General features: G+C 69.2%; 29 protein-coding genes. 13 read left to right on the top strand and 16 right to left on the bottom strand.

Annotation, left to right across the window (positions count from 1 at the left end; all coding sequences use genetic code 11):
* The first annotated feature begins 231 nt into the window (after positions 1-231).
* Positions 232-402, top strand: a complete 171-nt coding sequence (locus AC0L6F_RS09290; RefSeq protein WP_473537648.1) for a CsbD family protein — start codon at positions 232-234, stop codon at positions 400-402.
* 57 nt (positions 403-459) lie between these two features.
* Here the strand turns inward: AC0L6F_RS09290 and AC0L6F_RS09285 are convergent, their stop codons facing one another.
* Entirely contained in the window at positions 460-831 is a 372-nt protein-coding gene (locus tag AC0L6F_RS09285) for a DUF7882 family protein (RefSeq protein ID WP_473537646.1), read from the bottom strand.
* Positions 832-910: 79 nt separating this feature from the next.
* On the opposite strand from AC0L6F_RS09285, the gene AC0L6F_RS09280 reads away from it, so the two are divergent.
* A complete protein-coding gene (locus tag AC0L6F_RS09280; protein WP_259612918.1) occupies positions 911-1,243 on the top strand; it encodes a DUF7882 family protein in 333 nt (110 codons plus the stop codon).
* A gap of 1 nt (position 1,244) precedes the next feature.
* On the opposite strand, the gene AC0L6F_RS09275 is transcribed toward AC0L6F_RS09280, so the two are convergent.
* From AC0L6F_RS09275 to AC0L6F_RS09265, 3 genes are all read right to left on the bottom strand, one after another.
* The gene (locus AC0L6F_RS09275) at positions 1,245-1,799 is read right to left on the bottom strand and encodes an FHA domain-containing protein (RefSeq protein WP_473537644.1); all 555 of its coding nucleotides are present in this window, start codon (positions 1,797-1,799) and stop codon (positions 1,245-1,247) included.
* Positions 1,796-2,200: a CBS domain-containing protein gene (locus tag AC0L6F_RS09270; RefSeq protein WP_259612916.1), complete on the bottom strand. Its 405-nt coding sequence runs from the start codon at positions 2,198-2,200 to the stop codon at positions 1,796-1,798. The genes AC0L6F_RS09275 and AC0L6F_RS09270 overlap by 4 nt, the downstream gene beginning before the upstream one ends.
* Before the next feature lie 82 nt (positions 2,201-2,282).
* Positions 2,283-3,725 carry an MFS transporter gene (locus AC0L6F_RS09265; protein ID WP_259612915.1) on the bottom strand — a complete coding sequence of 481 codons (1,443 nt, stop codon included), beginning with the start codon at positions 3,723-3,725 and terminating at the stop codon, positions 2,283-2,285.
* A gap of 101 nt (positions 3,726-3,826) precedes the next feature.
* On the opposite strand from AC0L6F_RS09265, the gene AC0L6F_RS09260 reads away from it, so the two are divergent.
* Genes AC0L6F_RS09260 through AC0L6F_RS09230 form a run of 7 tightly spaced genes read left to right on the top strand, consistent with a single transcriptional unit; the run spans position 3,827 to position 11,304 of the window.
* Positions 3,827-4,279: a hypothetical protein gene (locus tag AC0L6F_RS09260; RefSeq protein WP_274636283.1), complete on the top strand. Its 453-nt coding sequence runs from the start codon at positions 3,827-3,829 to the stop codon at positions 4,277-4,279.
* A complete protein-coding gene (locus AC0L6F_RS09255; RefSeq protein WP_259612913.1) occupies positions 4,276-4,932 on the top strand; it encodes a gluconate 2-dehydrogenase subunit 3 family protein in 657 nt (218 codons plus the stop codon). The genes AC0L6F_RS09260 and AC0L6F_RS09255 overlap by 4 nt, the downstream gene beginning before the upstream one ends.
* Positions 4,929-6,596: a GMC family oxidoreductase gene (locus AC0L6F_RS09250; protein WP_473537643.1), complete on the top strand. Its 1,668-nt coding sequence runs from the start codon at positions 4,929-4,931 to the stop codon at positions 6,594-6,596. Before AC0L6F_RS09255 ends, AC0L6F_RS09250 begins: the two co-directional genes overlap by 4 nt.
* Positions 6,584-8,410 (top strand): thiamine pyrophosphate-requiring protein, encoded by a 1,827-nt coding sequence (locus AC0L6F_RS09245; RefSeq protein ID WP_274636281.1) that lies wholly within the window; start codon positions 6,584-6,586, stop codon positions 8,408-8,410. Before AC0L6F_RS09250 ends, AC0L6F_RS09245 begins: the two co-directional genes overlap by 13 nt.
* 26 nt (positions 8,411-8,436) lie before the next feature.
* Positions 8,437-9,873: a sugar porter family MFS transporter gene (locus AC0L6F_RS09240; protein ID WP_274636280.1), complete on the top strand. Its 1,437-nt coding sequence runs from the start codon at positions 8,437-8,439 to the stop codon at positions 9,871-9,873.
* A complete protein-coding gene (locus AC0L6F_RS09235; protein ID WP_473539984.1) occupies positions 9,845-10,948 on the top strand; it encodes an enolase C-terminal domain-like protein in 1,104 nt (367 codons plus the stop codon). Before AC0L6F_RS09240 ends, AC0L6F_RS09235 begins: the two co-directional genes overlap by 29 nt.
* 56 nt (positions 10,949-11,004) lie before the next feature.
* A complete protein-coding gene (locus AC0L6F_RS09230; protein ID WP_473537642.1) occupies positions 11,005-11,304 on the top strand; it encodes a hypothetical protein in 300 nt (99 codons plus the stop codon).
* A 282-nt stretch (positions 11,305-11,586) separates the two neighbouring features.
* Here AC0L6F_RS09230 and AC0L6F_RS09225 read toward each other — a convergent pair whose 3' ends face one another.
* The 9 genes from AC0L6F_RS09225 to AC0L6F_RS09185 form a co-directional block, all read right to left on the bottom strand.
* Positions 11,587-11,940 carry a PRC-barrel domain containing protein gene (locus AC0L6F_RS09225; RefSeq protein WP_274636278.1) on the bottom strand — a complete coding sequence of 118 codons (354 nt, stop codon included), beginning with the start codon at positions 11,938-11,940 and terminating at the stop codon, positions 11,587-11,589.
* Positions 11,927-12,343, bottom strand: a complete 417-nt coding sequence (locus tag AC0L6F_RS09220; RefSeq protein WP_473537641.1) for a hypothetical protein — start codon at positions 12,341-12,343, stop codon at positions 11,927-11,929. The genes AC0L6F_RS09225 and AC0L6F_RS09220 overlap by 14 nt, the downstream gene beginning before the upstream one ends.
* Positions 12,340-13,566, bottom strand: coding sequence for an NRAMP family divalent metal transporter (locus AC0L6F_RS09215; protein WP_473537640.1), 1,227 nt, complete (start codon positions 13,564-13,566; stop codon positions 12,340-12,342). Before AC0L6F_RS09215 ends, AC0L6F_RS09220 begins: the two co-directional genes overlap by 4 nt.
* Positions 13,563-13,949: a hypothetical protein gene (locus AC0L6F_RS09210; protein ID WP_473537639.1), complete on the bottom strand. Its 387-nt coding sequence runs from the start codon at positions 13,947-13,949 to the stop codon at positions 13,563-13,565. The genes AC0L6F_RS09215 and AC0L6F_RS09210 overlap by 4 nt, the downstream gene beginning before the upstream one ends.
* 53 nt (positions 13,950-14,002) lie before the next feature.
* Positions 14,003-14,890, bottom strand: coding sequence for an SDR family oxidoreductase (locus AC0L6F_RS09205; RefSeq protein WP_473537638.1), 888 nt, complete (start codon positions 14,888-14,890; stop codon positions 14,003-14,005).
* Between the two features lie 322 nt (positions 14,891-15,212).
* Complete coding sequence (locus tag AC0L6F_RS09200; protein ID WP_274636273.1) at positions 15,213-16,343, bottom strand: ABC transporter permease; 1,131 nt, start codon at positions 16,341-16,343, stop codon at positions 15,213-15,215.
* A complete protein-coding gene (locus tag AC0L6F_RS09195) occupies positions 16,340-17,224 on the bottom strand; it encodes an ABC transporter ATP-binding protein (protein WP_274636272.1) in 885 nt (294 codons plus the stop codon). The genes AC0L6F_RS09200 and AC0L6F_RS09195 overlap by 4 nt, the downstream gene beginning before the upstream one ends.
* Before the next feature lie 101 nt (positions 17,225-17,325).
* A complete protein-coding gene (locus tag AC0L6F_RS09190; protein ID WP_274636271.1) occupies positions 17,326-18,066 on the bottom strand; it encodes a response regulator transcription factor in 741 nt (246 codons plus the stop codon).
* Positions 18,059-19,336: a sensor histidine kinase gene (locus tag AC0L6F_RS09185; protein ID WP_473537637.1), complete on the bottom strand. Its 1,278-nt coding sequence runs from the start codon at positions 19,334-19,336 to the stop codon at positions 18,059-18,061. The genes AC0L6F_RS09190 and AC0L6F_RS09185 overlap by 8 nt, the downstream gene beginning before the upstream one ends.
* 195 nt (positions 19,337-19,531) lie before the next feature.
* Here AC0L6F_RS09185 and AC0L6F_RS09180 point away from each other — a divergent pair, with 195 nt between their 5' ends.
* The 4 genes from AC0L6F_RS09180 to AC0L6F_RS09165 all read left to right on the top strand — a co-directional run bounded on the left by AC0L6F_RS09180 (position 19,532) and on the right by AC0L6F_RS09165 (position 22,195).
* Entirely contained in the window at positions 19,532-20,143 is a 612-nt protein-coding gene (locus tag AC0L6F_RS09180) for an NADPH-dependent FMN reductase (protein ID WP_473537636.1), read from the top strand.
* A gap of 262 nt (positions 20,144-20,405) precedes the next feature.
* Positions 20,406-20,852, top strand: coding sequence for a VOC family protein (locus AC0L6F_RS09175; RefSeq protein WP_473537634.1), 447 nt, complete (start codon positions 20,406-20,408; stop codon positions 20,850-20,852).
* Positions 20,853-21,581, top strand: coding sequence for a winged helix-turn-helix transcriptional regulator (locus AC0L6F_RS09170; RefSeq protein WP_473537633.1), 729 nt, complete (start codon positions 20,853-20,855; stop codon positions 21,579-21,581).
* Complete coding sequence (locus tag AC0L6F_RS09165; protein WP_473537632.1) at positions 21,578-22,195, top strand: dihydrofolate reductase family protein; 618 nt, start codon at positions 21,578-21,580, stop codon at positions 22,193-22,195. Before AC0L6F_RS09170 ends, AC0L6F_RS09165 begins: the two co-directional genes overlap by 4 nt.
* A gap of 27 nt (positions 22,196-22,222) precedes the next feature.
* On the opposite strand, the gene AC0L6F_RS09160 is transcribed toward AC0L6F_RS09165, so the two are convergent.
* The 3 genes from AC0L6F_RS09160 to pntB form a co-directional block, all read right to left on the bottom strand.
* On the bottom strand, positions 22,223-23,068 hold the full coding sequence (locus tag AC0L6F_RS09160; protein ID WP_473537631.1) for an exodeoxyribonuclease III: 846 nt from the start codon (positions 23,066-23,068) through the stop codon (positions 22,223-22,225).
* Between the two features lie 157 nt (positions 23,069-23,225).
* Positions 23,226-23,762: a YbhB/YbcL family Raf kinase inhibitor-like protein gene (locus AC0L6F_RS09155; protein WP_274636264.1), complete on the bottom strand. Its 537-nt coding sequence runs from the start codon at positions 23,760-23,762 to the stop codon at positions 23,226-23,228.
* Positions 23,763-23,849: 87 nt separating this feature from the next.
* A complete protein-coding gene (gene pntB / locus AC0L6F_RS09150; protein WP_473539983.1) occupies positions 23,850-25,196 on the bottom strand; it encodes a Re/Si-specific NAD(P)(+) transhydrogenase subunit beta in 1,347 nt (448 codons plus the stop codon).
* Between the last annotated feature and the right edge of the window lie 16 nt (positions 25,197-25,212).

The raw sequence follows: 25,212 nt of genomic DNA, 5'->3' as shown, positions 1-25,212 counted from the left end.
ATGCCGTCGCGAAGCCCGTCGCGGGGGTTGACTCTCCGTTGCGCACGGTGATAGGAAGCCGAGGGCTGGGACGACGTGTGGATCGCCCGTGAGCCGCTCGCGCACATCCAGGCGGTCGCGTGAGCACACCCGGTGTTCGACGTCAACCCTCTTCCCCCGCTCCCCGCGGCCGCCTGCAATGGAGACGAACGACGTAGACGACTGCGCGTGGGACATATGAAGGAGAGCGTGATGGGCATCGACGACAAGATCAAGAATGAGGCCGAAGACATGAAGGGCAAAGGCAAGGAGGCCGCGGGCAAGATGACCGACGACGAGCGCCTGGAGGCAGAGGGAAAGGTCGATCAGGCCAAGGCCGGAGTCAAGAAGGCGGTCGAGGATGTGAAGGACGGACTCGACTGACGCGGGTCGACGGGCGGTCGGGATCCTCGGATCCCGGCCGCTTCATTGCGATGTCCGCTATCCGGCCGCGTCGTCGGCGGCGACATCCACCATCTGCGGGGCAGTGTCGGGGATGTCGATCGCTCCGGTGTCGATGTGCTCGGAGACGAGCAGGATGCCGCCAGACGTGTTCGCCGAGTTCGCGAGCTCGTCGATCCAGTGACGGCTGAGCGGAGGCGGCTCGGGCTCATCGAACACGAACCGAAGCGGGATGGACGGGTGCAACCAGATCGTGCTGCGGCCCCGTGCTTGATCGTCGGGATGCTGCCACGACACCGTGAAGCTCTCGCCCCGTCGCAGCTTCGTGGCGATCACGACCTTCAGATGTGCGAGCGCCCGATCCTCGATGTGTATGGGCGTCGCTGACCCGCCGTAATAGATTGTCCCCACGATGGGAGCTTAGACCTCGGCGGGCGAGATCGATCCGCTCAGCCGCATACTGGTCAACGAGGACTGCGGGGAGGCCACCATGGGCAAGTTCATCTACGAAGGATCGGTGCGCGTCGAGATCGAGGACCGTGCGCTTGCGCACCTGCAGGTCGTGATCAGCAACAAACTGCGGCGCGGTGAGGCATTCCAGTTCACCTGGAGGGACGATGCGAGTGTCGGAGACGGTCGGACCAGCGTCTGGATGCACGCGCACGCGTCGCTGGTGTTCAAGTACTACGGGAGTCGTACGCCAGCGGTGAACCCGGCGTGGCTGGACGCACTCGCCTACACGGCGAACTCGACGTCGGGCCTGCACCTTGTGTCGGAGCCGGCTCACAACGGGGCCGACGAGACCGCCGAAGTGGTGCCGTAGCTCATTCTTCGTCCGTTGGCGCGTCCTTCGTCTCGATTGGGTAATCCGGCCGTTCCGGTTGCGCCGGTTCGCCCGATCCCTCGCCGCCCTCACGCCCTCCATATGGCCGTCCGTGGTCAGCGTATTCGTCCCGCATGTAGACGAACGTCCAGTCGCCGAGGGTGAAACGTGCGCCGGTGCGCAGCACCTCGCCGTCTTGGCCCCTCGCCGTGTCCATCGGCCGGAGTCGCGCGTTCGTCTCGCCGGACTCGTGCGGGATGAAGACATACTCATCGGCTTCGTCGTGGAACACCTCAGCGGCGGTCGCGCCGATGCCGTCGAGGCGGATGTCCGCATCCGCACCGGATCCGATGCGCGTGACGTCGTCCTTGAGCCGCACTTCACTCCGGCTGTCCTCGCGCGTCACGATGAGGCGTGGAGCGCCGGCGCCCCAGGCAGCGTGCGTGGTGGTCTCGCCCGATGCGGGGCGCGTCGATCGCTGGTCATTCATACCGCCAGCATCCGGGTGCCGCTCGATGCCGGCAAGGGCCTTGACGACGAGGGACGGGTCTGTCACTCCGGGACGTCTGGGCCGCTCCGGTCGGGCGCGAAGCCGAGCGCCACCTCCGCTTGTCCGATGACACCCACCAGATCATCGTTCTCGATCACCGGGACCAGCCGGATCCGGTGCTGGCACATCGTTTCCACGACGTCCCAGACCTCGTCGTCCGCCGACACCGCCACCGGTCTGCCATCTGCCAGCGAGCCTGCCGGTGCGTTCCGGGGGTCCCCGCCCCGGGCGAGGCATTTCACCACGATGTCCCGGTCTGTGGCCATGCCCTGCAGCATCCCATCATCGCCGCAGATGGGCACAGATCCGACGTCCAGTTCCGCCATCAACCGCGCCGCGTCGGCGAGGGTGTCGTTCTCATTGACGTGCTGCGGCGACGGCATCATGATGTCACGTGCCACTGTCATGCTCTCCTCCTGGCCCGGGCCTGATCTCTGCCAGTCTCGAACGCAGGCGCCTTCGCCGGTGATGGGGTTGACAGCGGCCCGATCAGGATGTCGACAGCGGCGCGGCGATGTCCTCGAGGGATCGGCGTTCGGCGTTCACCCCGAGGAAGACCTCGACCAGGCCGGCGGCGATCATCAGTCCTGCGCCGATGAAGTATCCGAGGGCTACGGCCGAGATCCCCATCGACACGAATTCGCCGAACAGCAGGGGCCCGATGATGCCGCCCAGCCCGGTTCCGACCGCGTAGAAGAACGCGATCGCCATCGCCCGCGTCTCCATCGGGAAGATCTCGCTGACGGTGAGGTAGGCGGCACTGGCGCCCGCCGAGGCGAAGAAGAAGACGATCACCCAGCACACCGTCAGCCACACGGCATCCAGCACCCGCGCATCGAAGAGGATTCCGGTGACCACCAGCAGGATGCCGCTGCCGATGTACGAGGCCGAGATCATCACCTTCCGGCCGACCGAGTCGAACAGCCGGCCCAGCAGAAGCGGACCGAGGAAGTTGCCGATCGCGATCGGCACCAGGGTCCACGGGGCGATGTCGGAGGGGACGCCGAGCAGCTTGGTGAGCACCAGCGCGTACGTGAAGAACACCGCGTTGTAGAGGAACGCCTGGCCGATGAACAGCGACAGGCCGAGCACGAAGCGCTTCGGATAGCGCGTGATGGCCGTCTTCGCGATCTCGCCGAACCCGGTCGACCGGCGCTGGTGGATCTCGATCGCCTGGTCCTCCGGCACCTCGTCCAGCTCGCGCCCGGTGTCGTCCTGGACCGTGGCCTCGATCTCGGCGACTTGCCGCTCGGCGTCCTCGTCCCGACCGTGGATGAACATCCACCGCGGTGATTCGGGCACATTGCGACGCACCAGCAGGATCGTCAGCCCCAGCACGGCTCCGAGCCCGAAGGCGATCCGCCAGCCGATCCCAGCGGGGAAGATGGCGGTGTTGAGCAGGAACACCGTGAGCACCGCGCCGAATGCGGTGCCCAGCCAGTACGACCCGTTGATCGCGAGGTCGACGACGCCGCGTCGTCGAGCCGGGATCAGCTCATCGATCGCCGAGTTGATGGCCGCATACTCACCGCCGATGCCGGCACCGGTGAAGAACCGGCAGACGAAGAAGAACAGCGGCGTGAACGAGAACGCGGTGGCGACCGTGGCCAGCAGGTAGAGGCCGAGGGTGAGGATGAACAGCCGCTTGCGGCCGAACCGATCGGTGAGGTAGCCGAACACGAGCGCACCGACGCACGCCCCGGCGACGTAGATCGCCGCCGCCTGGCCCACCTGTGCCGAGGTCAGCCCGAGGCCGCTCGACTTCTCGGTGAGCCGGCTGGCGATCGCCCCGACGATCGTGACCTCGAGGCCGTCGAGGATCCACACGGTGCCGAGGCCGACCACCACCAGCCAGTGCCATCTCGACCACGGGAGGCGATCGAGCCGCGCCGGAATCCTGGTCGAGATCGTCTTCAGCTTCACCCCGGACATGAGTTCCCCCCTCAGGCTCCGATGACGTGATCACTCACGGGCCCCAGCTATACACCGGGAGCAAGTGATTTGGCCACCCCCTGGCCGAACGGGATCCGGACATGCACGATCCCAGCGTGGAGACGATGTATGGCATTGATCGGGTCCTGCGCAATGTGCGCACGGGACGGTTCGAACGCAGCCTGTCCGGGCTGACGGCGGTGGGGGCGATGGTCACCACGGCCGAGATCTTCTTCGAGCACGACAAGGCGAGCTTCGGCAATCGGTGGATGTGGGCGCCGATCGTGCTCGGCCCGGTCGGGGCGGCCGCCGGCCTCGCAGGAGTGTGCAGTCGACGGGCGGCGAAGACGCTGCTGCCCCTTGCGTCTGCGACGATCGTCGCCAACGGGCTGCAGGGTCTGTGGCTGCACGGGCGGGGGATCAGGCAGAAGCCGGGAGGGTGGCGCAACTTCCGCTACAACATGGAGATGGGGCCGCCCCTCATGGCCCCGCTCTTGGTGACCCTGGTCGGCGGGATGGGAGTGCTCGCTGCTGTTCTGAGGCGCGAGAAGTGAGCGCGCTTCCGCTGGAGCCCCGCCAGGGCGGCGACCGGTATCCCGGGTTCGATGTGATGGCACAGGCGCCTCACTGGGATGCCGCGACGGCTGCTGTCGTCCAGCGGCGGCTGGATCGGCCACCGGCGATGCGGTTCTTCACCGAACCGGAGGAGGCAGCCGCCTCCGCACTGTTCGATCAACTCCTCTCTCAACGCACCGAGCCCCGCATCCCCGTCGTGCAGATGGTGGATGTGCGTCTGGCTGAGAACCAGACCGATGGCTGGCACTATCGCACGATGCCCACGGACGCACAGGCGTGGCGCGACTCTCTGGCAGGCCTGGACGCAGACGCGCGTGCCCTCCGCGATGTGACGTTCGCGGAGTGCACGTGGGCACAGCAGACCGAACTGCTGCAGGCGGTCCAGGATCTGGGTGCCCGCGGATGGCATGGAATGGCCGCTGCACACGTGTGGAGCCTCTGGACCCGCTATGCATGCACGGCGTTCTACTCCCACCCGTGGGCCTGGAACGAGATCGGGTTCGATGGGCCCGCGTACCCCCGCGGGTACAAGAACCTCGGGATCGATCGGCGCGAGCCGTTCGAGGTGGTCGACGCGCATCCGCGCCACGACCCCGTCGCTTCGCGCCGCGCCGCAGGGGATGCGCGATGACCGCCGTGCGCGCGCGCAATGAGTCCGCGTGGCTGCTGGGTCCCGACGGCTCACGGATCGCTCCCGGGCTGCGTGAGAACATGCGCGTATTCGACGATGACGATGAGATCGATCTCGTGATCGTCGGCTGCGGAGCCGGTGGATCGACGCTGATGCAGCGCGTCGCACGGACCGGGATGTCCGTCGTCGGCCTGGATGCCGGGCCGTTCTGGGATCCGGAGACCGACTGGGTCAGCGACGAGGCCGGCTCGCACGATCTCTACTGGACCGAGCCGCGCGAGATCGGCGGCGATGATCCTGTTCCCCTCGGAGCGAACAACTCCGGCCGCGGCGTCGGCGGGTCCATGGTCCACTACGCCGGGTACACGCCCCGCTTCCACCCGAGCGACTTCCGCACGTGGTCGAATGACGGCGTCGGCGCCGACTGGCCCCTCGAGTACGCGGCTCTGCAGCCGTACTACGAACAGATCGAAGAGGAGCTGCCGGTATCGGGCCAGCACTGGCCGTGGGGAGACCCGCACTCCTACCCGTACAGCCCGCACCCGGTGTCGGGCAACGGCGAGGTGTTCCAGCGCGGCGCCGAGGCCTGCGGCATCACCACCCGGGTCGGCCCGGTCGCCATCACCAGCGGTCGCTTCGGCAACCGCCCGCACTGCATCTATCGCGGATTCTGCCTGCAGGGGTGCAAGGTCAATGCGAAGGCCTCGCCCCTGATCACGCACGTCCCGGATGCCCTCGCCCACGGTGCCGAGGTGCGCCCGGACTCGATGGTCACCCGGATCGGAATCGATCAGCGGACCGGCCGGGCCACGGGCGTGCATTATGTGCGCGGCGGCGTGCAGCGCTTTCAACGCGCGCGGACAGTGGCTGTGGCCGGGTATTCCATCGAGACCCCGCGGCTTCTGCTGAACTCGACATCCGATCGATTCCCGAACGGCCTGTGCAATGACTTCGATCAGGTCGGGCGCTACCTCATGGTGCAGGGGGCGCCGCAGACCGGCGGCCGTTTCGCCGACGAGGTGCGGATGTGGAAGGGCCCCCCACCCGAAGTCAGCACCGAGGAGTTCTACGAGACCGACCCGGCCAAGCCCTATCGGCGCGGCTTCTCGGTGCAGACCGTCTCGCCGCTGCCGATCACCTGGGCAGAGCATGTGGCGGCTCAGGGCCACTGGGGGGCGACGTTGCGCGATTACATGAGCGACTACGTGCACTGGGCCTGTCTCGGTGCGCTGTGCGAGTTTCTGCCGCGGCCCGACAACCGGGTGACGCTGGCCGAGGAGAAGGACCGTCATGGGATGCCGATCGCCCGATTCGACTACACCCAGGGCGACAACGACAAGGCGCTCGTCGGCGCCGCCACGGCCGTGATGGAGCGCATCCTCACCGCGGCCGGTGCCGAGGAGGTCATCACGATCGACCGCTTCGCGCACCTGGTCGGAGGCGCGCGGATGGCGGCCTCCGAGCGCGACGGGGTCGTGGATGCCGACTGCCGCAGCTTCGCGGTGCCGAACCTGCTGATCGTGGACGGGAGTGTGCTGCCCACGCAGGGCAGCGCCAACCCTGCCCTGACGATCATGGCGGTCGCGGCCCGTGCAGCGGATCGCTTCATTCAGACACCGGACGTCGAAGGACGCAAAGAGAAGGGACAGCCATGGCAACGGTGAGTGACTTCGTGATCCAGCGCATCAGGGAGTGGGGAGTGAGTCGGGTCTTCGCATTCCCGGGAGACGGCATCGGCGAGTTCGACGGCGCTCTGGGCCGGGCTCAGCGAGATGGGGACGGTCTGCAGTACGTGCGTCCGACCCACGAGGAGATCTGCTCGTTGATGGCGACGGCCCACGCCAAGTTCACCGGCGAGGTCGGTGTCTGCATTGCGACCTCCAGCCCCGGTGCGTTCCATCTGCTCAACGGGCTGTATGACGCACAGATGGACAACCAGCCGGTCGTCGCGATCGTCGGCCAGCAGGGCCTGAACGCCCTCGGCACCTTCACCCAGCAGCAGAGCAATCTCGAACGCGTGCTGTCGGATGTCGCGGTGTACGTTCAGACCGTCGTCTCGCCGGCCCAGGCCCAAGCTGTCCTGGACACAGCGTTCCGCACCGCGAAGGTTCGACTCGGGCCCGCCGTGGTCATCCTGCCGCACGACGTGCAGGGCATGGAGATGCCCGAGCTGGAGCCGGCGAACTGGGTGTCGCGATCCAGCGCTGTCGCCCCCTCGATCGCCATCACGCCTCCCGAGACCGACGTCCGGCAGGCCGCGGCCATCATCAACGCCGGGAAGCGGGTGACGTTCCTCGTCGGGAACGGGGCGAACGGCGCGACGGACGAAGTCCTGAAGGCCGCGGAATTGTGCGGCGCCGGCATCATCACCACGCTCCGGGCCAAGCACGTCGTGCCCTCCGACATCCCGCACCACTCGCAGCAGCTGGGACTGCTCGGATCGCTGCCCAGCGTGCACCAGATGAGCGGGTGCGACACGCTCGTCCTCCTCGGCACGAACTATCCGTACGGCCAGTTCCTGCCACCGAGCGGACAGGCGCGAGCCGTCCAGGTGGATCTGAAGCCCGAGCAGATGGGGCTGCGCTACCCGACCGAGCTCAACCTGCTGGGCGACGTGAAGGCCACTCTGACCGCTCTCATCCCGCACCTGGACGCCAAGCGCGACCACGGTTGGCAGGCCGACGTCGCCGACGAGATGGTCGAATGGGAGAACGAGATGGAGGCGCAGGCGCTCATCGGATACGACGACGGCGTCAATCCGCGGCGGGTCTACCACGAGCTCAACAAGCGACTCCCGCCACAGGCGATCGTGACGGCCGATGCGGGGTCGACCGCCGACTGGTACGGCCATCACATCCGCCTGCGCCGTGGGATGCTGGGGGACCTGTCGGGTCGGCTCGCCACCATGCTGGCGGCCATGCCGTATGCCACCGCCGCGAAGTTCGCCTATCCGGACCGCACGGTGATCTGCACGATCGGCGACGGCGCGTTCCAGATGCTCGGGCTGAACGAGCTGATCACGATCAAGAAGTACATGGGGCAGTGGGACAACCCGCAGCTGATCGTGATGGTGCTGCACAACGACGACCTGACCCAGGTGTCGTGGGAGATGCGCACCGAGGACGCCAACCCGGTGTGGTCGGAATCGCAGGATGTCGAGTCCGTCGACTATGCCGGATGGGCGCAGCTGCTCGGCTTCACCGGCATCCATGTCAGGACCGACGACGAGGTCGCCGCCGCGTGGGATGCCGCGTTCGCGAATCGCGGCGTCACCCTGATCGACGCACATACGAGCAAGAACGTGCCGCCCCTCCCGCCGCACATCACGTGGGAGTTCGCGAAGAACACCGCCGAGGCGCTGCTGAAGGGCGACCCGGAGGAGCCGACGGTCCTGGTCGACTCGGCCAAGGCTCTGGTCAGCGAGGGCATCGAGCGCATCAAGGACACCCTTCATCACGACAAGGAGCGGGACGACTGAGGCCGCCCCCGTCAAAGGAGAAGGTCATGAGCAGCTTCGTCAACGGGGTGCGCGCCAGCGGCAACGGTCTGCTGCTGCGCGTCTCGATCATCGCGGCCATCGGCGGCCTGCTGTTCGGCTTCGACACCGGCGTCATCTCGGGCGCCCTGCTGTTCGTGAAGAAGGACCTGCATGCCGGCTCGGTCGCACAGGAGTGGATCGTCTCGGTGCTGCTGCTCGGCGCGATCCTCGGGGCGATCCTGTCGGGCTACCTGGCCGACAGACTCAGCCGGAAATGGACCAAGGTCATCTCGGGCTGCGTATATGTGATCGGCGCACTGGGATGTGCGTTCGCGATCAACATCCCCATGCTGATCGCATTCCGCTTCATCCTCGGGCTCTCGGTGGGCACGGCATCCTTCGTCGCCCCGCTGTACATCTCCGAGGTCTCGCCCCCGCGCATCCGCGGCGGACTCGTCTCGTTCAACCAGCTCCTGATCACGCTGGGCATCCTGCTGGCGTACCTGGTCAACTTCGCCTTCGCGAACGTGCCCGACGGGTGGAGATGGATGCTGGGCGTCGGGGCGATCCCGGGCGCCGCCCTGGCGATCGGAATGCTGACCGTCCCGCACACCCCTCGCTGGCTGATGGAGCAGGGCAGGGAGGATGACGCCCGTGACGTCCTGAAGCGACTGCGCGGATCCGATCCCGATGCGGACATCGACAAAGAGATCCGCGACATCCGGAAGGCGAAGGAGCAGGAGAACTCGACGACGCTGCGCGACCTGCTGCGTCCCAACATCCGACCGCTGATCTGGATCGGCATCGGACTGGCCGTGTTCCAGCAGTTCGTCGGGATCAACACGGTGATCTACTACGCGCCCACGATCCTGTCCAAGACCGGCTTGACCGACAATGCGGCGATCACCCAGACCGTCTTCGTCGGCGTCACCAACGTCGTCTTCACGATCGTCGCGGTCCTGCTCCTCGACAAGGTGGGACGTCGGATGCTGCTTCTGATCGGCACCGCAGGACTCACCGTCGCCATCGTCTTCCTCGGGGTGTTCTTCGCCTCACCGGCACTGCAGCAGCACGCGAGCTATCTGGCACTGGTGGCGCTTCTGATCTATATCGCCTCGTTCGCGGTCGGGCTGGGTCCCGTGTTCTGGCTGATGATCTCGGAGATCTACCCGACCGGCATCCGCAGCAAGGCGATGTCGGTGGCGACGGTGTTCAACTGGGCGGCCAACTTCATCGTCGCCGGAACGTTCCTGACGCTGATCTCGCTGATCAGCAGGCAGGGGACGTTCTTCGTCTTCGGCGGCCTCGGGGTCCTCGCATTCCTGTTCTTCGTGTGGAAGGTGCCCGAGACGAAGGACAAGTCGTTGGAGCAGATCCAGGATGAGCTGGTCGGCTCGCACGCCGGCCGGTCGGGCCGGGAAGGGGCGGGCGGTGATGGCGGACCCGCGGATCGATCGTCTTGAGGTCCGGGCCTACCAGGTCCCGACCGACGCGCCTGAAGCGGACGGTACTATCGCGTGGGACTCGACCACGATGGTGCTGGTCCGAGCCCATTCGGGCGGAGTCGTCGGGACCGGGTGGACGTACGGCGCCGTCGAGTGCGCCGACGTGGTCCGGGGCACTCTGGCGCCTCTCGTGGTGGGGTGCAGCGCGCTGGAGACCGGGAGGTGCTTCCAGTCGATGGTGGCCGCCGTGCGCAACAGCGGGCGACAGGGGGCGATCGGCTACGCCGTCTCGGCCGTGGACACCGCCCTGTGGGACCTGCAGGCGCGACTGCTCGGGGTGCCGCTGCACCGGCTGCTGGGGGCCGTGCGCGACACGGTCCCGGTGTACGGGAGCGGAGGTTTCACGACGTACTCGGATCGGCAGCTGGCCGAGCAGCTGGGGCGGTGGGTGCACGACCAGGGCATCCCGCGGGTGAAGATCAAGATCGGGCAGTCCTGGGGGACGGACGTGCCACGCGACCTGGAGCGGATGCGACGGGCGCGCGAGGTGATCGGGCCGGATGCCGAGCTGTATGTGGATGCGAACGGTGCCTACACCCGCAAGCAGGCCATCCGGCTCGCACACGCGGCTGCCGCCCTGGACGTGCGCTGGTTCGAGGAGCCCGTATCATCGGACGACCTGGACGGTCTGCGAGAAGTCCGCAACGCGATCGACGCGGATGTCGCCGCCGGCGAGTACGGGTTCGACCTCGTCTACTTCCACCGCATGTGCCAGGCGCTGGCTGTGGACTGCCTGCAGATCGACGCCTCGCGCTGCGGCGGGATCACCGAGTGGAGACGCGCCGCGGCCGTCGCGGCGGCGTACGGACTCGACGTCTCGGCGCACTGCAGCCCCCACCTGCACGCCCACGTCGCCGCGGCCACCCTCAACCTGCGCCATCTGGAGTGGTTCCACGACCACGTGCGGATCGAGACGCGCTTCTTCGACGGCGCCCTCGACCCGCAGGGCGGGACGCTGCGGCTGGACGACTCCGCTCCCGGCACAGGGCTGACCCTGCGAGCGGACGACATCGCGCAGTTCCGTGTGAGCTGAGAAGCCGAGGTCTCACCGTGAGCGTGCGATGGCAGAACGAGGTGGAACGTCCCTGGGTGGGCATGACGACCGAATCGATGACCGACGTCGAGCGCTCGCGCGCCGAACTGGCCGCCGCCGTGTCCGCGCTGAAGGCGAAGCTGCGCGGTGTGGAGCGCATCCGCCGGCGGCTCCTGCCCGCCGTCGACACCCGGCGCCTGCGACGGGTGGCGACCATCATCGCGGTCATCGCGGGCGTGGCTCTTCTCGTCGTCGCGCGACGGCATCGACGGCGCGCTGACTCGGTTCCGCCGTACACCGTCGACTCGCCGTTCGCAAGCCTCTTCTTCGCTCGGACCGTCGGACTTAGGTTCTGACAACAGACGAAAGGCGGTCGCCCATGGATGAGTACGAGCAGTCACACCGTGACCTGCGGACTGCCACCATCCGAGAGCTCCTCGTCGAGTTGGACGGCGTCGAGAAGGCGCGCGAACAAGCGGACTGCTTTCGACTGCGGTCACGGGAACGCGGAATCTGCGCAGAACTCGCGCGGCGTCGGCACGACGAGACGCATTCAGAGCCGATCGCCAGCAGCCGATAGGAGGTGAGGAAGAGAGCAGGGGATGAGCGACACGCCATCAGACGGCCGGCGCGACGGGCTAGCGCTGTCCCGGGATGGCACGCCGCACGTCCAGCGGGATGTCGGGCGGGTCCACGCCGAGGATCACGGCATCCGTCTCGACCCGCTGCACGCACTCCCATGGGATCACCCGCGATCGCCGGTGCAGCCACCCGATCGGCTTGGCGATGGCCACCGGCTGATCGACGCGGCCCCGCTCGTAGCCGTAGAACGACATCCGGCTGTGCGGGCTGACGATCAGGGCGATGAGCGTGAGCGCGCCCTCATGCCCACGGCCCGCCGGCTGCCGTTGGAAGCGGACATCGACGACGTAGCCGATGTGGCGGCCGTCCTTGTTCTGCACGGTCGAACCGAGCAGTTCACTCAGGAGCATGCGCGCCTCCCGGGATGTGCGCGATGATGCGGTCCCTGATCCAGCGTTCCAGCCAGACCGCGTCCAGCTCTTCGGCGGCATTGTCCAGTTCGATGACGGTGTCCAGCGCGGTCACGTGCTCCCAGTCGATGCGGGCCCATCGTGAGCGCGGCATCGCTCCGCCGAAGATCCGCGGGAGCACGGCCGCCCCGACCAGGAGGGCGGTCACGGTGGGCGGCTGGTCGTGGTCGACGGGCTGGCCGATCGTCGCCCCGTCGAGCTCGACGTCGTCCACAGTGCTGACGGGCTTCTGGTCGCGGTCCAGCATCTGCCGATCCAGCAGATGCAGCCGCGCATCGATCCCACGGCCCTCCGGGTCGCGATACCAGTCCAGCTCGTGGGCCGGACGCCGCGCCCCTCTCATGAGCCCATCCCCGTCGCGATCATGAGGGGGATGGCGGCGATCGCCGCCACCAGGATGATCACGAGGAAGATCACGGCCAGCGCGTTGCGCACCCGGCCGTTCACCTCGCTCCCCATGTAGTCCGGATCGTTCGCGACCACCAGGATCGGGAAGTATGTGAGCGGCAGTGCGATCGCCGAGAACACCACCGACACCTCGGTGACCATCACCGGATCGACCCCGGTGGCCAGGACGCCGCCCCCGATCAGCAGCGAGATGATCATCGACAGGTGGAAGCGTGCCGCCTGCCGGGGCCGACGGAACTTGCCCCAGCTCCAGCCGAAGAACTGGGCGAGCGTGTATCCGCTGGAAAGGGTGGTCTCCAGCGCGGCGCCGAAGGTGGCGGCGAGGATCCCCACGATCGCGAATGCGAGTGCGAGCTGTCCGCCGGCCTGCGCGACGGGCAGGATCACCTGCGACAGCGAGGTCACGTCGATGCTGTGCGGCAGCAGGACGATGGCGGCGCAGGCGGCGATCGACAGCGACACCATGCCGCCGAGCGGGAATCCGATGAACACGTTGATCCGCTCGGTGCCCAGGTCCTTCTTCGTCCAGCCCTCCTCGACCGCGCCCGAGGAGAAGAAGAACACCTCGTACGGCGTCATGGCCGCACCGAACAGGGCCACGGCGTAGTACCAGTACGACAGGTCTCCGGCTCCCGACGTCCACGGGCGTGCGGCCTGGTCGGCCAGCTGCCCCCAGTCCGGGCCGAGCAGGAAGACCGCGACCGAGAAGACCACCAGGCACAGCCCCATCATGCCGGCGACGTTCTCCATGATCGAGAACTTGGCGCGCCAGACGACGATCCACAGCGCGAACATGGCTACCGGGATCCACGCTCCGGGGGCCACTCCCGACGCCAGCTGCATCGCCAGGGCGATGCCGCCCACCTCGGCGGTGAGGGTGAGCAGGTTGATAAGGAACGACGCGGAGAGGTTGGCGAGTCCGGTGCGCGGACCCAGCCGTTCGCGGATGATCTCGAAGGTCGCCCGTCCGCTGACCGCGGCCACCCGCCCGGCCATATCGGCATAGATGCAGATCCCGATGATGCCGGCCACCACCACCCATGCCAGGCCCATGCCGTATCGCGCGCCCACGACCGTGTTCGTGACGAGGTCCCCGATGTCGACGAACCCGCCGATCGCGGTGAGGATGCCGAGCGCGACCGCGAACAGCTTCTTCATCGCTTCTCCAGTGCGGCGAACGCGGCGTCGGCGGCGTCGAGCCGGTCCGCGGCGGCGGCGAGCTCACCGTGCTCGGCCGCGTGCACCCCCTCGATCGCGGTGCGCGTGGCGCCCAGGGCGTCGCGCCGGTAGCGGGCGTCGAGGGCGGTCGAGGCATCCGCCAGCTCGAGCTCGCGTCCGGCGTCGGCCAGTTTCTGTGCCATGTCCTGGTAGACGACGGATGCCGTGGTCCCGAACAGCCGTCCCTGCTCGTCCTGCTGCACCCCGATCCGGGCCGAACGGGCCGCGCTGACCGCATCGCTCACGGTCAGGACCATTGCGGGGTCCGGCCCGGCGGGCGCGCACCCGGCCAGCGCCACGGTCAGCACGACGACGGGCAGCACCGCGCGGGGACGGCGATGGCGTCTCCGCCCGGCCCGCCGGTGCCGCGCCCCGGTCACAGCGGCTTTCCGCCGGTGACCGGCAGCACGGCACCGGAGACGTACGAGGCGTCGTCCGACGCGAGGTAGACGTAGGCGCCGGCCAGCTCGGCGGGCTGCCCGGCGCGGCCCAGCGGGGTGTCCTGCCCGAAGGAAGCGAGCTGCTTCGGTCCCCAGCCGGTGGCCGGGATCAGCGGAGTCCAGATGGGTCCGGGGGCGACGGCGTTCACCCGCACCCCCTTCGGGCCCAGCTCTTCGGCGAGCGCCTTGACGAAGGCGACCTGCGCCGCCTTCGTCATGGCGTAGTCGATGAGCACCGGAGAGGGGTGGAACGCCTGGATCGATGCCGTCACGGTGATCGTCGCCCCCGGCTTCAGGTGCGGGATGGCGGCACGGGCGGTGAACATCAGCCCGTACAGGTTGGTGCGCAGCACCCGGTCGAATTCCTCCGTGGGAAGCGTCGCGAGACTGTCGCGGTCCTTCTGATAGCCCGCGTTCAGGACGAGGATGTCCAGGCCGCCGAACTCGTCCCGAGTGCGGTCGACGATCTGCGCGGCGAACGCTTCGTCCCGCACGTCGCCGGGAAGGCTCAGTCCGTTGCGTCCGGCATCATGGATGCAGCGGATCGTCTCGTTCGCGTCCTCCTGCTCCTCGGGAAGATGGGCGATGGCCACGTCCGCGCCCTCGCGTGCGAACGCGATCGCCACCGCACGGCCGATGCCCGAGTCGCCTCCGGTGATCAGCGCCCTTCTGCCGCGGAGGCGGCCATGACCCTCGTAGCTCTTCTCGCCGTGGTCGGGCCGGGGCGTCACCTCGTCGAGGTGACCGGGCTGATCCTGCCCTTGGGGCGGGAATCCCTCTTCGCGGTGGGAGTCGCGCGGGTCGTCGGCGCCGTTCGTGGTCATCATCGCCATCCCTTCCAGAGCGTCTCGGTCAGCGTGCGATGATCACGCTAGAGACGCCCGATGCCCTCGAAGAGGCCCTTGACAACCGGCGGTCCCGTGGAGCAGGCGGCATCGCCCGTCCGTCGACGATCTCGGTCTGCTCCTGCACGAACTGCAGGTCCCGCTCGTCCAGGCGGCCGGCGGCCGGGGCATCCGCGCCCACGCGTGTGCGGTCAGGCGCGAGGACATCGCCTCAGGGTCGCGGTCGGCTCCGGCATCCCACCACCGGGTTGACATCGCGGTCCTCGGCGCGCATCCTCCCCGCCGCTCCGGCCCGCCGCGCCTACGTCCGCAGGGCGTCGGCCAGCTTGACCCGGGCGCCCATCCGCAGCAGCGAGTTGCGGTACAGCCGCGAGCCGACCAGGATCGCCGCCAGGCACGTGGCCACGAGGATCACCAGCGACAGCAGCGGCTCCCACCACTGCGCGTCACCCAGGTAGAGGCGCAGCGGCATGCCGACCGGGGCCGAGAACGGCACATACGACATCACCGCCAGCACGACCGGGTTGTCGTTGAACAGGATCACCAGGATGTACGGCGCGAGGATCAGCATGGTCAGCGGCATGGTGGTCGACCCGATGTCCTCCTGCCGCGAGACCATCGCGCCGGCGCCGGCGAACAGCGCCGCCAGCAGGATGAACCCGAACAGGAAGAACACGGCGAACCAGACCATCGGACCGCCGAGGCCGGTCAGGATCGCGCTCTGGCCGGTCACGCTGAGCCCGACGATGGCGATCGAGACGAGGATGACGATCTGGGCCATCGCGAGGATGGTGTTGCCGATGACCTTCCCGGCCATCAGCGCCCGCACCGGGATCGCCGAGATGAGGATCTCCACCACCCGGGTCTGCTTCTCTTCGACCACCGACTGCGCGATGGTGCTGCCGAACATCGACGCCGACATCAGGAACACGACCCCGAACCCGATCGCCACCAGATAGCGCAGCAGCCAGTCCTGCGAGCTCGGGGTCAGCAGCTCGACCGTGGGCGAGACGCTCAGCTGCGCGACCAGCCCATCCGGCACCGAGGTGTCGCCGACGAGCTTGACCTGCGTCGGGCTGGCCGGATCCGGCACGATGGCCGCATCCGCCTTCCCGCTCTTGACCAGCGCGATGGCGTCGTCGGCCGAGGCGACGGTGGTGACCTTCAGCCCGGGCACGTCCTCGATCACCGAAGCCGTCTGGCCGGTCACCGCGACCGGGGTCAGCGAGGGGTTCGCCGCGGCGAACCCACCCCAGATCACTCCGCCCAGCGCGATGGCGAACATCACCAGGGTCGAGATCATGAACACCTTGCTGCGCAGTTTCGAGCCGATCTCGCGCTCGGCGACGAGCCAGGTGCTCTGCGCGATGCTCGGCGCCGCCGGCACGACGCGCGCCGTGCGGGTCGGGGGAGCGGATGTCGTGGTGCTCACTGGATGACCTCCTTGAAGATCTGGGCGAGGGAGGGGCGGCGCGGGGTGAAGCTGTGCACCGGCGCCTGCGCGATCGCGGTGCGCAGCACGCGCTGCGCCGTCTCGTCGCTGTCGGCGTCGAACACCGCCGACCCGGCCGCGAAGTCGACGACGGCAACCCCCGGTTCGGCGCGCAGCCAGCCGACGTCGCCGGCGGTGTGCAGCTCGTACTGCCGCCCCGCGTGCTCGGCGCGCAGCCGGTCGGCGCTGCCGGCGGCGCGGATCGTGCCCTCGGCGATGATCACCAGGTCGTCGCACAGCCGCTCGACCACGTCGAGCTGGTGCGAGCTGAACAGCACCGACACGCCCTGCTCCGCCCGCGCCGTCAGCACCCCGGCCACCACGTCGACCGCCATCGGGTCCAGGCCCGAGAACGGCTCGTCCAGGATCAGCACCTCCGGATCGTGCACCAGCGCGGCCGCGATCTGCGCGCGCTGCTGATTGCCCAGCGACAGCGTCTCGACCTTGTCGTGCAGACGCTCGCCCAGGCCGAGCTCGGTCAGCAGCCCGGTGGCGCTGGCTTCGGCATCCGTCTTCGAATAGCCGTGCAGCCGCGCGAGATACGCGATCTGCTCGGCGACCTTCATCTTCGGATACAGACCGCGCTCCTCGGGCATGTAGCCGAAGCGCCGCCGGTCGGTGTCGGTGATCGGTGCCCCGTCCAGGCGCACCTCGCCGCCGTCGGCCTCGAGCACGCCCAGCGCGATGCGCATGGTCGTGGTCTTGCCGGCGCCGTTGCCGCCGACGAAGCCGGTCAGCCGCCGGGGGGCGACCTCGAATCCGACGTCGCCGAGGACCCGGCGCCCGCCGTAGCTCTTGGTGATGCCGCTCAGTGTGAGCATCCGTCCTCCTCGTGTGATGGCCCCACGTTACGAGCCAGGAGGATGCTGCGCCTCCCCCGCGGGAGGGAGATCCGGCCGCCCGCCGGCCGGGACGGATGCCGTCACGCCAGCCCGTGCCGGTGGGCCAGCACCACGGCCTGCACCCGGTCGCGTGCCCCGAGCTTGGCCAGCACGTTCGAGACGTGCGTCTTCACCGTCGCCTCGCCGATGAACAGCCGCCCGGCGATCTCGGCGTTGCTCAGCGCCTCCGCCATCAGGCGGAGCACCTCGGCCTCGCGCTCGGTGAGCAGCTCGGCGAGCGCACGCGCATCCGATTCGGTCGTCACGGACTGCGGATTGCCCGGGGTCGGAGTCACATCTCGTGACGACCGAACGCCCGTCGCGGCCTGCCCGTCGGTCGCGAAGCGGGCGATCACCCGCCGCGTCACCTCGGGCGCCAGCAGCGCGTCGCCGACTGCGGCCACCCGCACCGCGCGGACGAGCTCTTCCGGGCCGGCGTTCTTCAGCAGGAACCCGGCCGCCCCGGCCGACAGGGCCGCGAACAGGTAGTCGTCGCGGTCGAACGTCGTCACGATCAGCACGGCGGCCTGCAGCTGCGGGTCGCCGACGATCCGCCGGGTGGCCTCCAGCCCGTCCATGTCGGGCATCTGCACGTCCATGCAGATGACGTCGGGTCGCAGTCGCATCGCCGCAGCCACGCCCTCCGCGCCGGTGGATGCCTCACCCACCACCGCGATGCCGTCCGCCGCCTCCAGGATCAGCCGGAAGCCCGCGCGCATCATCGCGTGATCGTCGACCAGCAGCACGCGCGTCGGCTCCGGCACCCGCGTCGGCTCAGGCATCCGCGTGCACCGCCAGGGGCACCGAGATCCGCACCAGGAACCCGCCGCCATCCCGAGGGCGCGCCTCGAGTCGGCCGCCGCACGCCGTGGCCCGCTCGCGCATGCCGACCAGCCCGAGCCCCCGGCCGACCCGGGCCACGCGCCGGCCGGTGTTGGTCACCTCCAGCTCGATGCCGGCCCCGCCGGGGATGTCGGCGGTGCCGGTCTCGGCGGTGCCGGTGTCGCCGGCGTCGTGATAGCGCAGGCGCACGTCGGCTGTGGCATCCGGTCCCGCGTGCCGGCGCGCGTTCGTCAGCGCCTCCTGCGCGATGCGGTACAGCGACACCTGCACGGTGTCGGGCACCGGCCGGGGATCGCCGATCACGGTCAGCGTGGTCGGCACCCCGGCGCCGGTGGACTCGTCGACCAGGGTCGACAGCGCGGCCAGGCCGAGGGTCGTGGCGGCGGTGTCGAGGTCGTCCGAGCGCAGTGTCTCCAGCAGCTGGTGCAGCTCGTCGAGGGCGCCGCGGGCGGATGCCTCGACCTGCGCGAGCGTGCGGGCCGCGGCATCCGGGTCCTTCGCCATCACCGCACGGGCCGCACCCGCCTGCACCCCCATCAGCGAGACGTGGTGTGCCACGACGTCGTGCAGCTCGCGCGCGATGCGCACGCGCTCCAGCGCGACGGCCTGCGCGGCGGTGCGCTCGCGCTCGCGTTCGAGCTCGGCGGTGCGCTGCTCGAGCATGCGCCGCTGCCGCGATGCGGCGTAGGTGCGCTCGCCGAAGTAGTAGGCGCCGCCGAAGTAGAGGGCGTTGACGACGATGTTCAGCAGGGCGTAGGCGACGAACGGCGAGAAGGCGCCGGCCTGCGAGGGTGAATCGTCGGACGGGTCGGTCGACTGGATGAAGGTGGCCGTCAGCAGCCAGACGAACATGCCGACCGTGATGCCGATGCGCACCCACGCGGCCCGGCGCCGGTCGGTCGAGATCGCCCCGACCGTGTAGAAGCCGATGAACATCGCGATGTTCCCGGCGTACAGCTCGGGCACGTGCCAGGTGCCGGCGGCGAAGTAGGCGGCCGCCGTGGCGACGGCGACCACACTCGGCCAGCGCCGACGCACCGCGATCGCGGCCGCCAGCACCGCGGCGTAGACGACCGCGACCCACATCGGCGCGGCATGGTCGCCGAAGATGCCGGCGACCCCGCCCAGCGCAGCGCTGATCACCGTGCCCACGCCGACGGCGGCGGCCAGCGCGAGATCCTGTCGCTGCAGGCGGACGTCCAGAGGCATCCCTCCACCGTACGGGGGACGGATGCTGCGCGCCTCCCCCGCGCGGCGGAGCCCCGACCGGGCGTCGATATCTATGCGGCGGAATAGGACATAGGAAGATCCGCTTGACTGGACGCGACCGGGGCTCCCGTCCGCTGCGCGTCCACTCCGCGGCGGCAGCAGGCGGTGCCCGAATCGAGACACAGAAGGATCACCGTGACCCCGTACACGATCGGCTGCATCGTCGGCAGCATCTCCAGCACCTCCATCAACCGGCGGCTCGCCCGGGCCCTGGCCCGCCTCGCCCCCGCCGGCGTCGAGCTCGTCGAGATCCCGATCAAGGACCTGCCGTTCTACTCGCCCGACCACGACGCCGATTTCCCCCAGGTCGCCCGTGACTTCAAGCAGGCGATCGCCGACGTGGACGGTGTGATCATCGTGACGCCCGAGTACAGCCGCTCCATCCCGGGCGTGCTCAAGAACGCGCTGGACTGGTCGGCCCGCCCCTACGGTCAGGCCTCGTTCGACCACAAGCCGACCGCCGTGATCGGCACCTCCGGCGGCCCGATCTCCACGGCCGCCGCCCAGCAGCATCTGAAGGCGATCCTGAGCCACTACAACGCGCCCACGCTCGGCCAGCCCGAGGGCTACATCCAGTCCACGCCCGGCCTGTTCGGCGAGGACGGTGCGGTCTCCAACGAGGGGACGGCCGCGTTCCTGACCTCGTACCTGCACGCGTTCACCGCGCTCATCGCCCGCTACGTCGACACGGCGGATGCCGCCGCGGAGGACGCGGATGCGGAGGACGCGGACTCCGCCGCGGCCTGACACCGGCCGCGCCGCGGCATCCCCACCGCGCCGCGCCGCGCTGCGGCATCCCCACCGCGCCGCGCCCGCGGCATCCCCACGCGAGATCACGCTCGTGTACATGTTTCGCGCTCACAGCGTGCACGAGCGTGATCTCGCGGATGAGATCGGTCCTGGCTCTCGCGGGCGGGTCCAGAGAGGGGTCGGTCGAATCCGGTCTTGACGACCAGCTTGTTCTTTGCAAGCATGCTTGTTAAGAACAAGCAACTCGGATGGAGTCGACATGGCCACCAACGTCTTCGTGAACCTTCCCACCAGCGACCTGGAGCGCAGCAAGGCGTTCTACGCGGCGCTCGATACGTCCCTGAACCCCCAGTTCACCGACGAGAACGCCGCCTGCATCGTGTGGGACGAGAACATCTTCTTCATGGTGCTCAAGCGCGAGTTCCTCGCCACTTTCACCGACAAGCTGATCGCCGATCCGATCGACACCCTGCAGGTCTCGGTCGCGTTCAGCTGCGATTCGCGGGAGGACGTCGACCGGCTCATCGCGGCCGGCATCGCCGCCGGGGGCAGCGAACCGCGCCCGGCACAGGACCTCGGCTTCATGTACAGCCGCGACCTGGACGACCCGGACGGCAACTCGCTCGGCTTCCTCTACATGGCCCCGGAGGCCGTCGAACAGGGACCCGAGGCGGCCCTGGCCGCGCAGGGAGAAGGTGCCGCGTAGGTGGCGGCCCGCAGCTACGGACAGTACTGCGGGGTCACGACGGCCGTCGACCTGATCGGCGAGCGCTGGGCGCTGCTGATCATCCGCGACCTCCTCGTCGGCCCCCGCCGCTACACGGACCTGAAGCAGGGACTGCCCCGGATCCCCACGAACATCCTCTCCGCCCGGCTCAAGGAGCTGCAGGACGGCGGAGTGGTGCGGCGGGTGCCGCTGCACCACTGCGGCCTGGTGTACGAGCTGACCGAGTACGGCCGCGAGCTCGAGCCGATCGTCCTCGCGCTCGGCCGCTGGGGGTTCCAGGCGATGGGCGACCCCGGCCCCGACGACCAGGTCACCCCGGACTCGCTGACCATGGCGCTGCGCACCGCGTTCCAGGCGGATGTCGCGGCCTCGGCGCCGCCCGCGGACTACGAGCTGCACGTGGGCGACGTCGCGCTGCGGGCCCAGGTCTCCCCCGAGGGGCTGCATGTCGCGCAGGTGGCGCCGCCCGCGCCGCCGGTGGGCGGGATGCCGCCGGCCGGCGACCCGGACATCACGATCGCCGCGGGCCCCGGCATCCGGCACATCATCTCCGGTGAGCTGACGCCGGCCGCCGCCCTCGACGCCGGCGTGCTGCACGTGCTGGCGGGCGACCCGGTGCTGCTGGAGCGGTTCGCCGCGACGTTCCACATCGACTCCGGGACGGTCCTCGTCCCGGAACGCACGGCCGACGAAAGGACACGCGCATGACCGGCCGCATCCTGATCGATCTGTTCACCACCCTGGACGGTGTGGCCCAAGCGCCCGGCGCCGCCGAGGAGGATCCCAGCGACGGCTTCGTCTTCGGCGGGTGGCAGGCTCCGCTGCTGGACGACACCGGGGGACGCCTCGTCGCCGAGAACATGGAGGGGCTGGACGCGCTGCTGCTCGGCCGCCGGACGTACGACATCTTCGCGGCGTACTGGCCCCGGCACACCGACAACCCGATCGGCGCGCTCTTCGACCGGGTGCCGAAGTACGTCGCCTCCCGCGGGACCCCGGCGCTGGGGTGGCAGGGCAGTTCGCTGCTCGGGCCGGACCTGCGCACCGAGATCGACGCGCTGCGGGAGCGGCACCGCAACGTGCACGTGATCGGCAGTGTGGGCTTCGCCCACTCGCTGCTGGCGGACGAGCTGTACGACGAGCTGGTGCTGTGGACGTATCCGGTCGTGCTCGGCGGCGGCAAGAAGGTGTTCCCCGACGGCGCGGTCCCGGCCGCGCTGCGTCTGGTGGCCCCGGCCGTGACGACCGAGAAGGGCATGGTGCAGCTGCGCTATGCGCCGGCCGGTGCGCCCACCACGGGGGATATGACGCTGGGGGACTGACGGGGCCTGCGCGGGTCGAGGCCGGCGTCAGCCGAAGATCATCGGCACGTCGTCCTCGTCGCCGGCGGGGTCGAGGTCGACGTCCGCGGTCACCGGGACGTGGTCGCTGGGGATCTCGCCCTTGCGCTCGTTGCGGTGGATGCCGGCGGCCGAGACCGCGTCGGCGAACGCCCGGGAGCCGAGGATGAAATCGATGCGCATGCCCTCGTTGCGGGGGAAGCGCAGCTGCTTGTAGTCCCAGTACGTGAAGCCGGTGGGAACGAGCGGGCGGACGACATCTGACAGCCCCGCCGCCTCGAGCGCGGCGAAGGCCGCCCGCTCGCGCGGCGACACGTGCGTGGACACGCCCTCGACCACCGCCGGGTCGCCGTTGTCGGCGTCGGTCGGGGCGATGTTGAAGTCGCCCACCAGGGCCAGCGGCAGCTGCGGGTCGCGGGCCAGCTCATCCTTCACGTGCGCGGTGAGGGCGGCCAGCCAGTCGAGCTTGTACACGTAGTGGGGGTCGTCCAGGCCGCGGCCGTTGGGCACGTACAGGCTCCAGACGCGGGTGCCGCCGACGAGCGCGCTGATCGCCCGCGCCTCCTGGGGCTGGTCGGGGCCTTCGTGGCCCTTCGCGAACCCGGGCATGCCCGGGAACGAGGTCTGCACGTCGGCCACGGGCAGCCGGCTGGCGATCGCGACGCCGTTCCACTGGTTCAGGCCGTGTGCGTGGACCTCGTATCCGGCGTCCTCGAACGGTCCGTAGGGGAACTGGTCGGGTCGGCACTTGATCTCCTGCATCGCCAGGACGTCGACATCCTCACGGACGGCGAACTCCACCGTGCGGGCGACGCGGGCGCGGATCGAGTTGACATTCCAGGTGGCCAAGCGCATGCGCCCAGCCTATGGCGCCCCGCCGACCCCCTCCGCGGGATCGTACGATTTGGCCGACTGCACATCAATCTCGGCCCAGACTGATGTTCACTCGGCCAAATCGTACGATTTCGACGAGAAAGCGGCGGGGTCGGGGGCACCCAGAACGGGGGCGCGGTCAGTCGACGGACGCGGTGCCGACGAGGATGCCGCGGGCCAGCGCATGGAAGTGCCGATTGAACCCCAGCACGGCCGGCGTCGACCCCGGCGCGATGTCGAGGTGCGAGACATCCAGCGCATCCACGACGAAGAAATACCGGTGCACGCCCGTGGTCGCCGGCGGCGCCGCACCGATGTACCGCTCGCTGCGCGCCTCGTTCGGCAGCGTGATCGCCCCGGCCGGCAGCGACCCCGCACGGCCGTTCCCGGCGTCCGCCGCCAGTTCTCCCACGGATGAGTCGATGTCGTACACGGCCCAGTGCCAGTATCCGGATCCGGTCGGGGCATCCGGATCGAAGCAGGACACCGCGAAGCTGCGCGTGCCCTCGGGCGCCCCCGACCAGCTCAGCTGCGGCGAGCGGTCCGCACCTCCGGCGCCGGAGCCCCAGCTCTCCTGCGGAAGCCGCTGCCCCTCAGTGAAATCGGTGCTCGTCACCGTCAAGGTGGGGAGTTCCTTCAGCCGCGCCAACTCCGCGTAGGGGTCGTACTCGAACATCTCGTCCTCCTTCGTCGCAGCCTTCGTCGCAGTCCTGCCGCCCACGCTACCCGCGCCGGCCGCATGACGGGCGGATTCCGGCTCGCCTCACAGCGCCCGCAGGATGTCCTCGACCCGCTCCTTCGCGTCGCCGAACAGCATCTGTGCGTTGTCCCGGTAGAACAGCGGGTTGGCCACGCCGGCGTACCCCGACGCCATCGACCGCTTGAACACCACGACGTGCGCGGCCTCCCACACCCGCAGCACCGGCATCCCGGCGATCGGACTGCCCGGATCCTCCGCGGCCGCCGGGTTCACGGTGTCATTCGCGCCGATCACCAGCACCACGTCCGTGTGCGCGAAGTCGTCGTTGATCTCGTCCATCTCCAGCATGATGTCGTACGGCACCTTCGCCTCGGCCAGCAGCACGTTCATGTGCCCGGGGAGCCTGCCCGCCACCGGATGGATGCCGAACCGCACCTCGATGCCGCGCTCGCGCAGGTGTCGGGCGAGGTCGGCGACCCCGTGCTGGGCCTGTGCGACGGCCATGCCGTATCCGGGCGTGATGACGACGGTGGATGCCGCTTCCAGCAGCCGCGCGACGGCAGCCGCATCCGTCTCATGGTGCTCGCCGACCGGCTCGTCGCCGTCCGCGCGCGGCGCCTCGATGCCGAAACCCCCGGCGATCACCGAGATGAACGACCGGTTCATCGCCTTGCACATGATGTACGACAGGTACGCACCGGATGAGCCGACCAGCGCCCCGGTGACGATCAGCAGGTCGTTGTTCAGCAGGAATCCTGCCGCGGCCGCCGCCCATCCCGAATAGCTGTTGAGCATCGAGATGACCACCGGCATGTCGCCGCCGCCGATCGAGGCGACCAGGTGCCAGCCCAGGGCCAGCGCCAGGGCGGTCACGACCACCAGCAGCCACAGCTCCGGCGTGATCACGTACCAGACGGTCAGCGCGACGAACACGACGAGCGCGCCGACGTTGAGCACGTTCTTGCCGGGCAGCATCAGGGGCCGCGAAGAGATCTTCGCCGACAGCTTCAGATACGCCACGATCGAGCCGGTGAACGTCACCGCGCCGATGAACACGCCGATGAACACCTCGGCGTGGTGCACGCCGAGCAGATCGGGGGCGATGCCCTCGGTGTAGAGCGCGCCGTTCCATCCGACCAGCACCGCGGCGAGTCCCACGAAGCTGTGGAACAGGGCGATCAGCTCCGGCATCCCGGTCATCTTCACCGTCGCCGCGCGCCACAGGCCGATCGCGGCTCCGATGATCATGGCCACGATCAGGAGCGTCAGCCCCAGCACCGCCGTGGGCTGGCCCCAGCCATCCTCGAGCATCAGCCAGACGGTCGCCGCCAGGGCCACGATCATCCCGACGATGCCGTACAGGACGCCGCCGCGGGCGCGCTCCTGGCGGCTCAGGCCGGCCAGGCTCATGATGAACAGCAGGGCG

The sequence above is a fragment of the Microbacterium sp. G2-16M genome (genome assembly GCF_055809115.1).
Note: the sequence above shows the minus strand (reverse complement) of the source record. Positions and strands in the feature narration are given on the sequence as shown.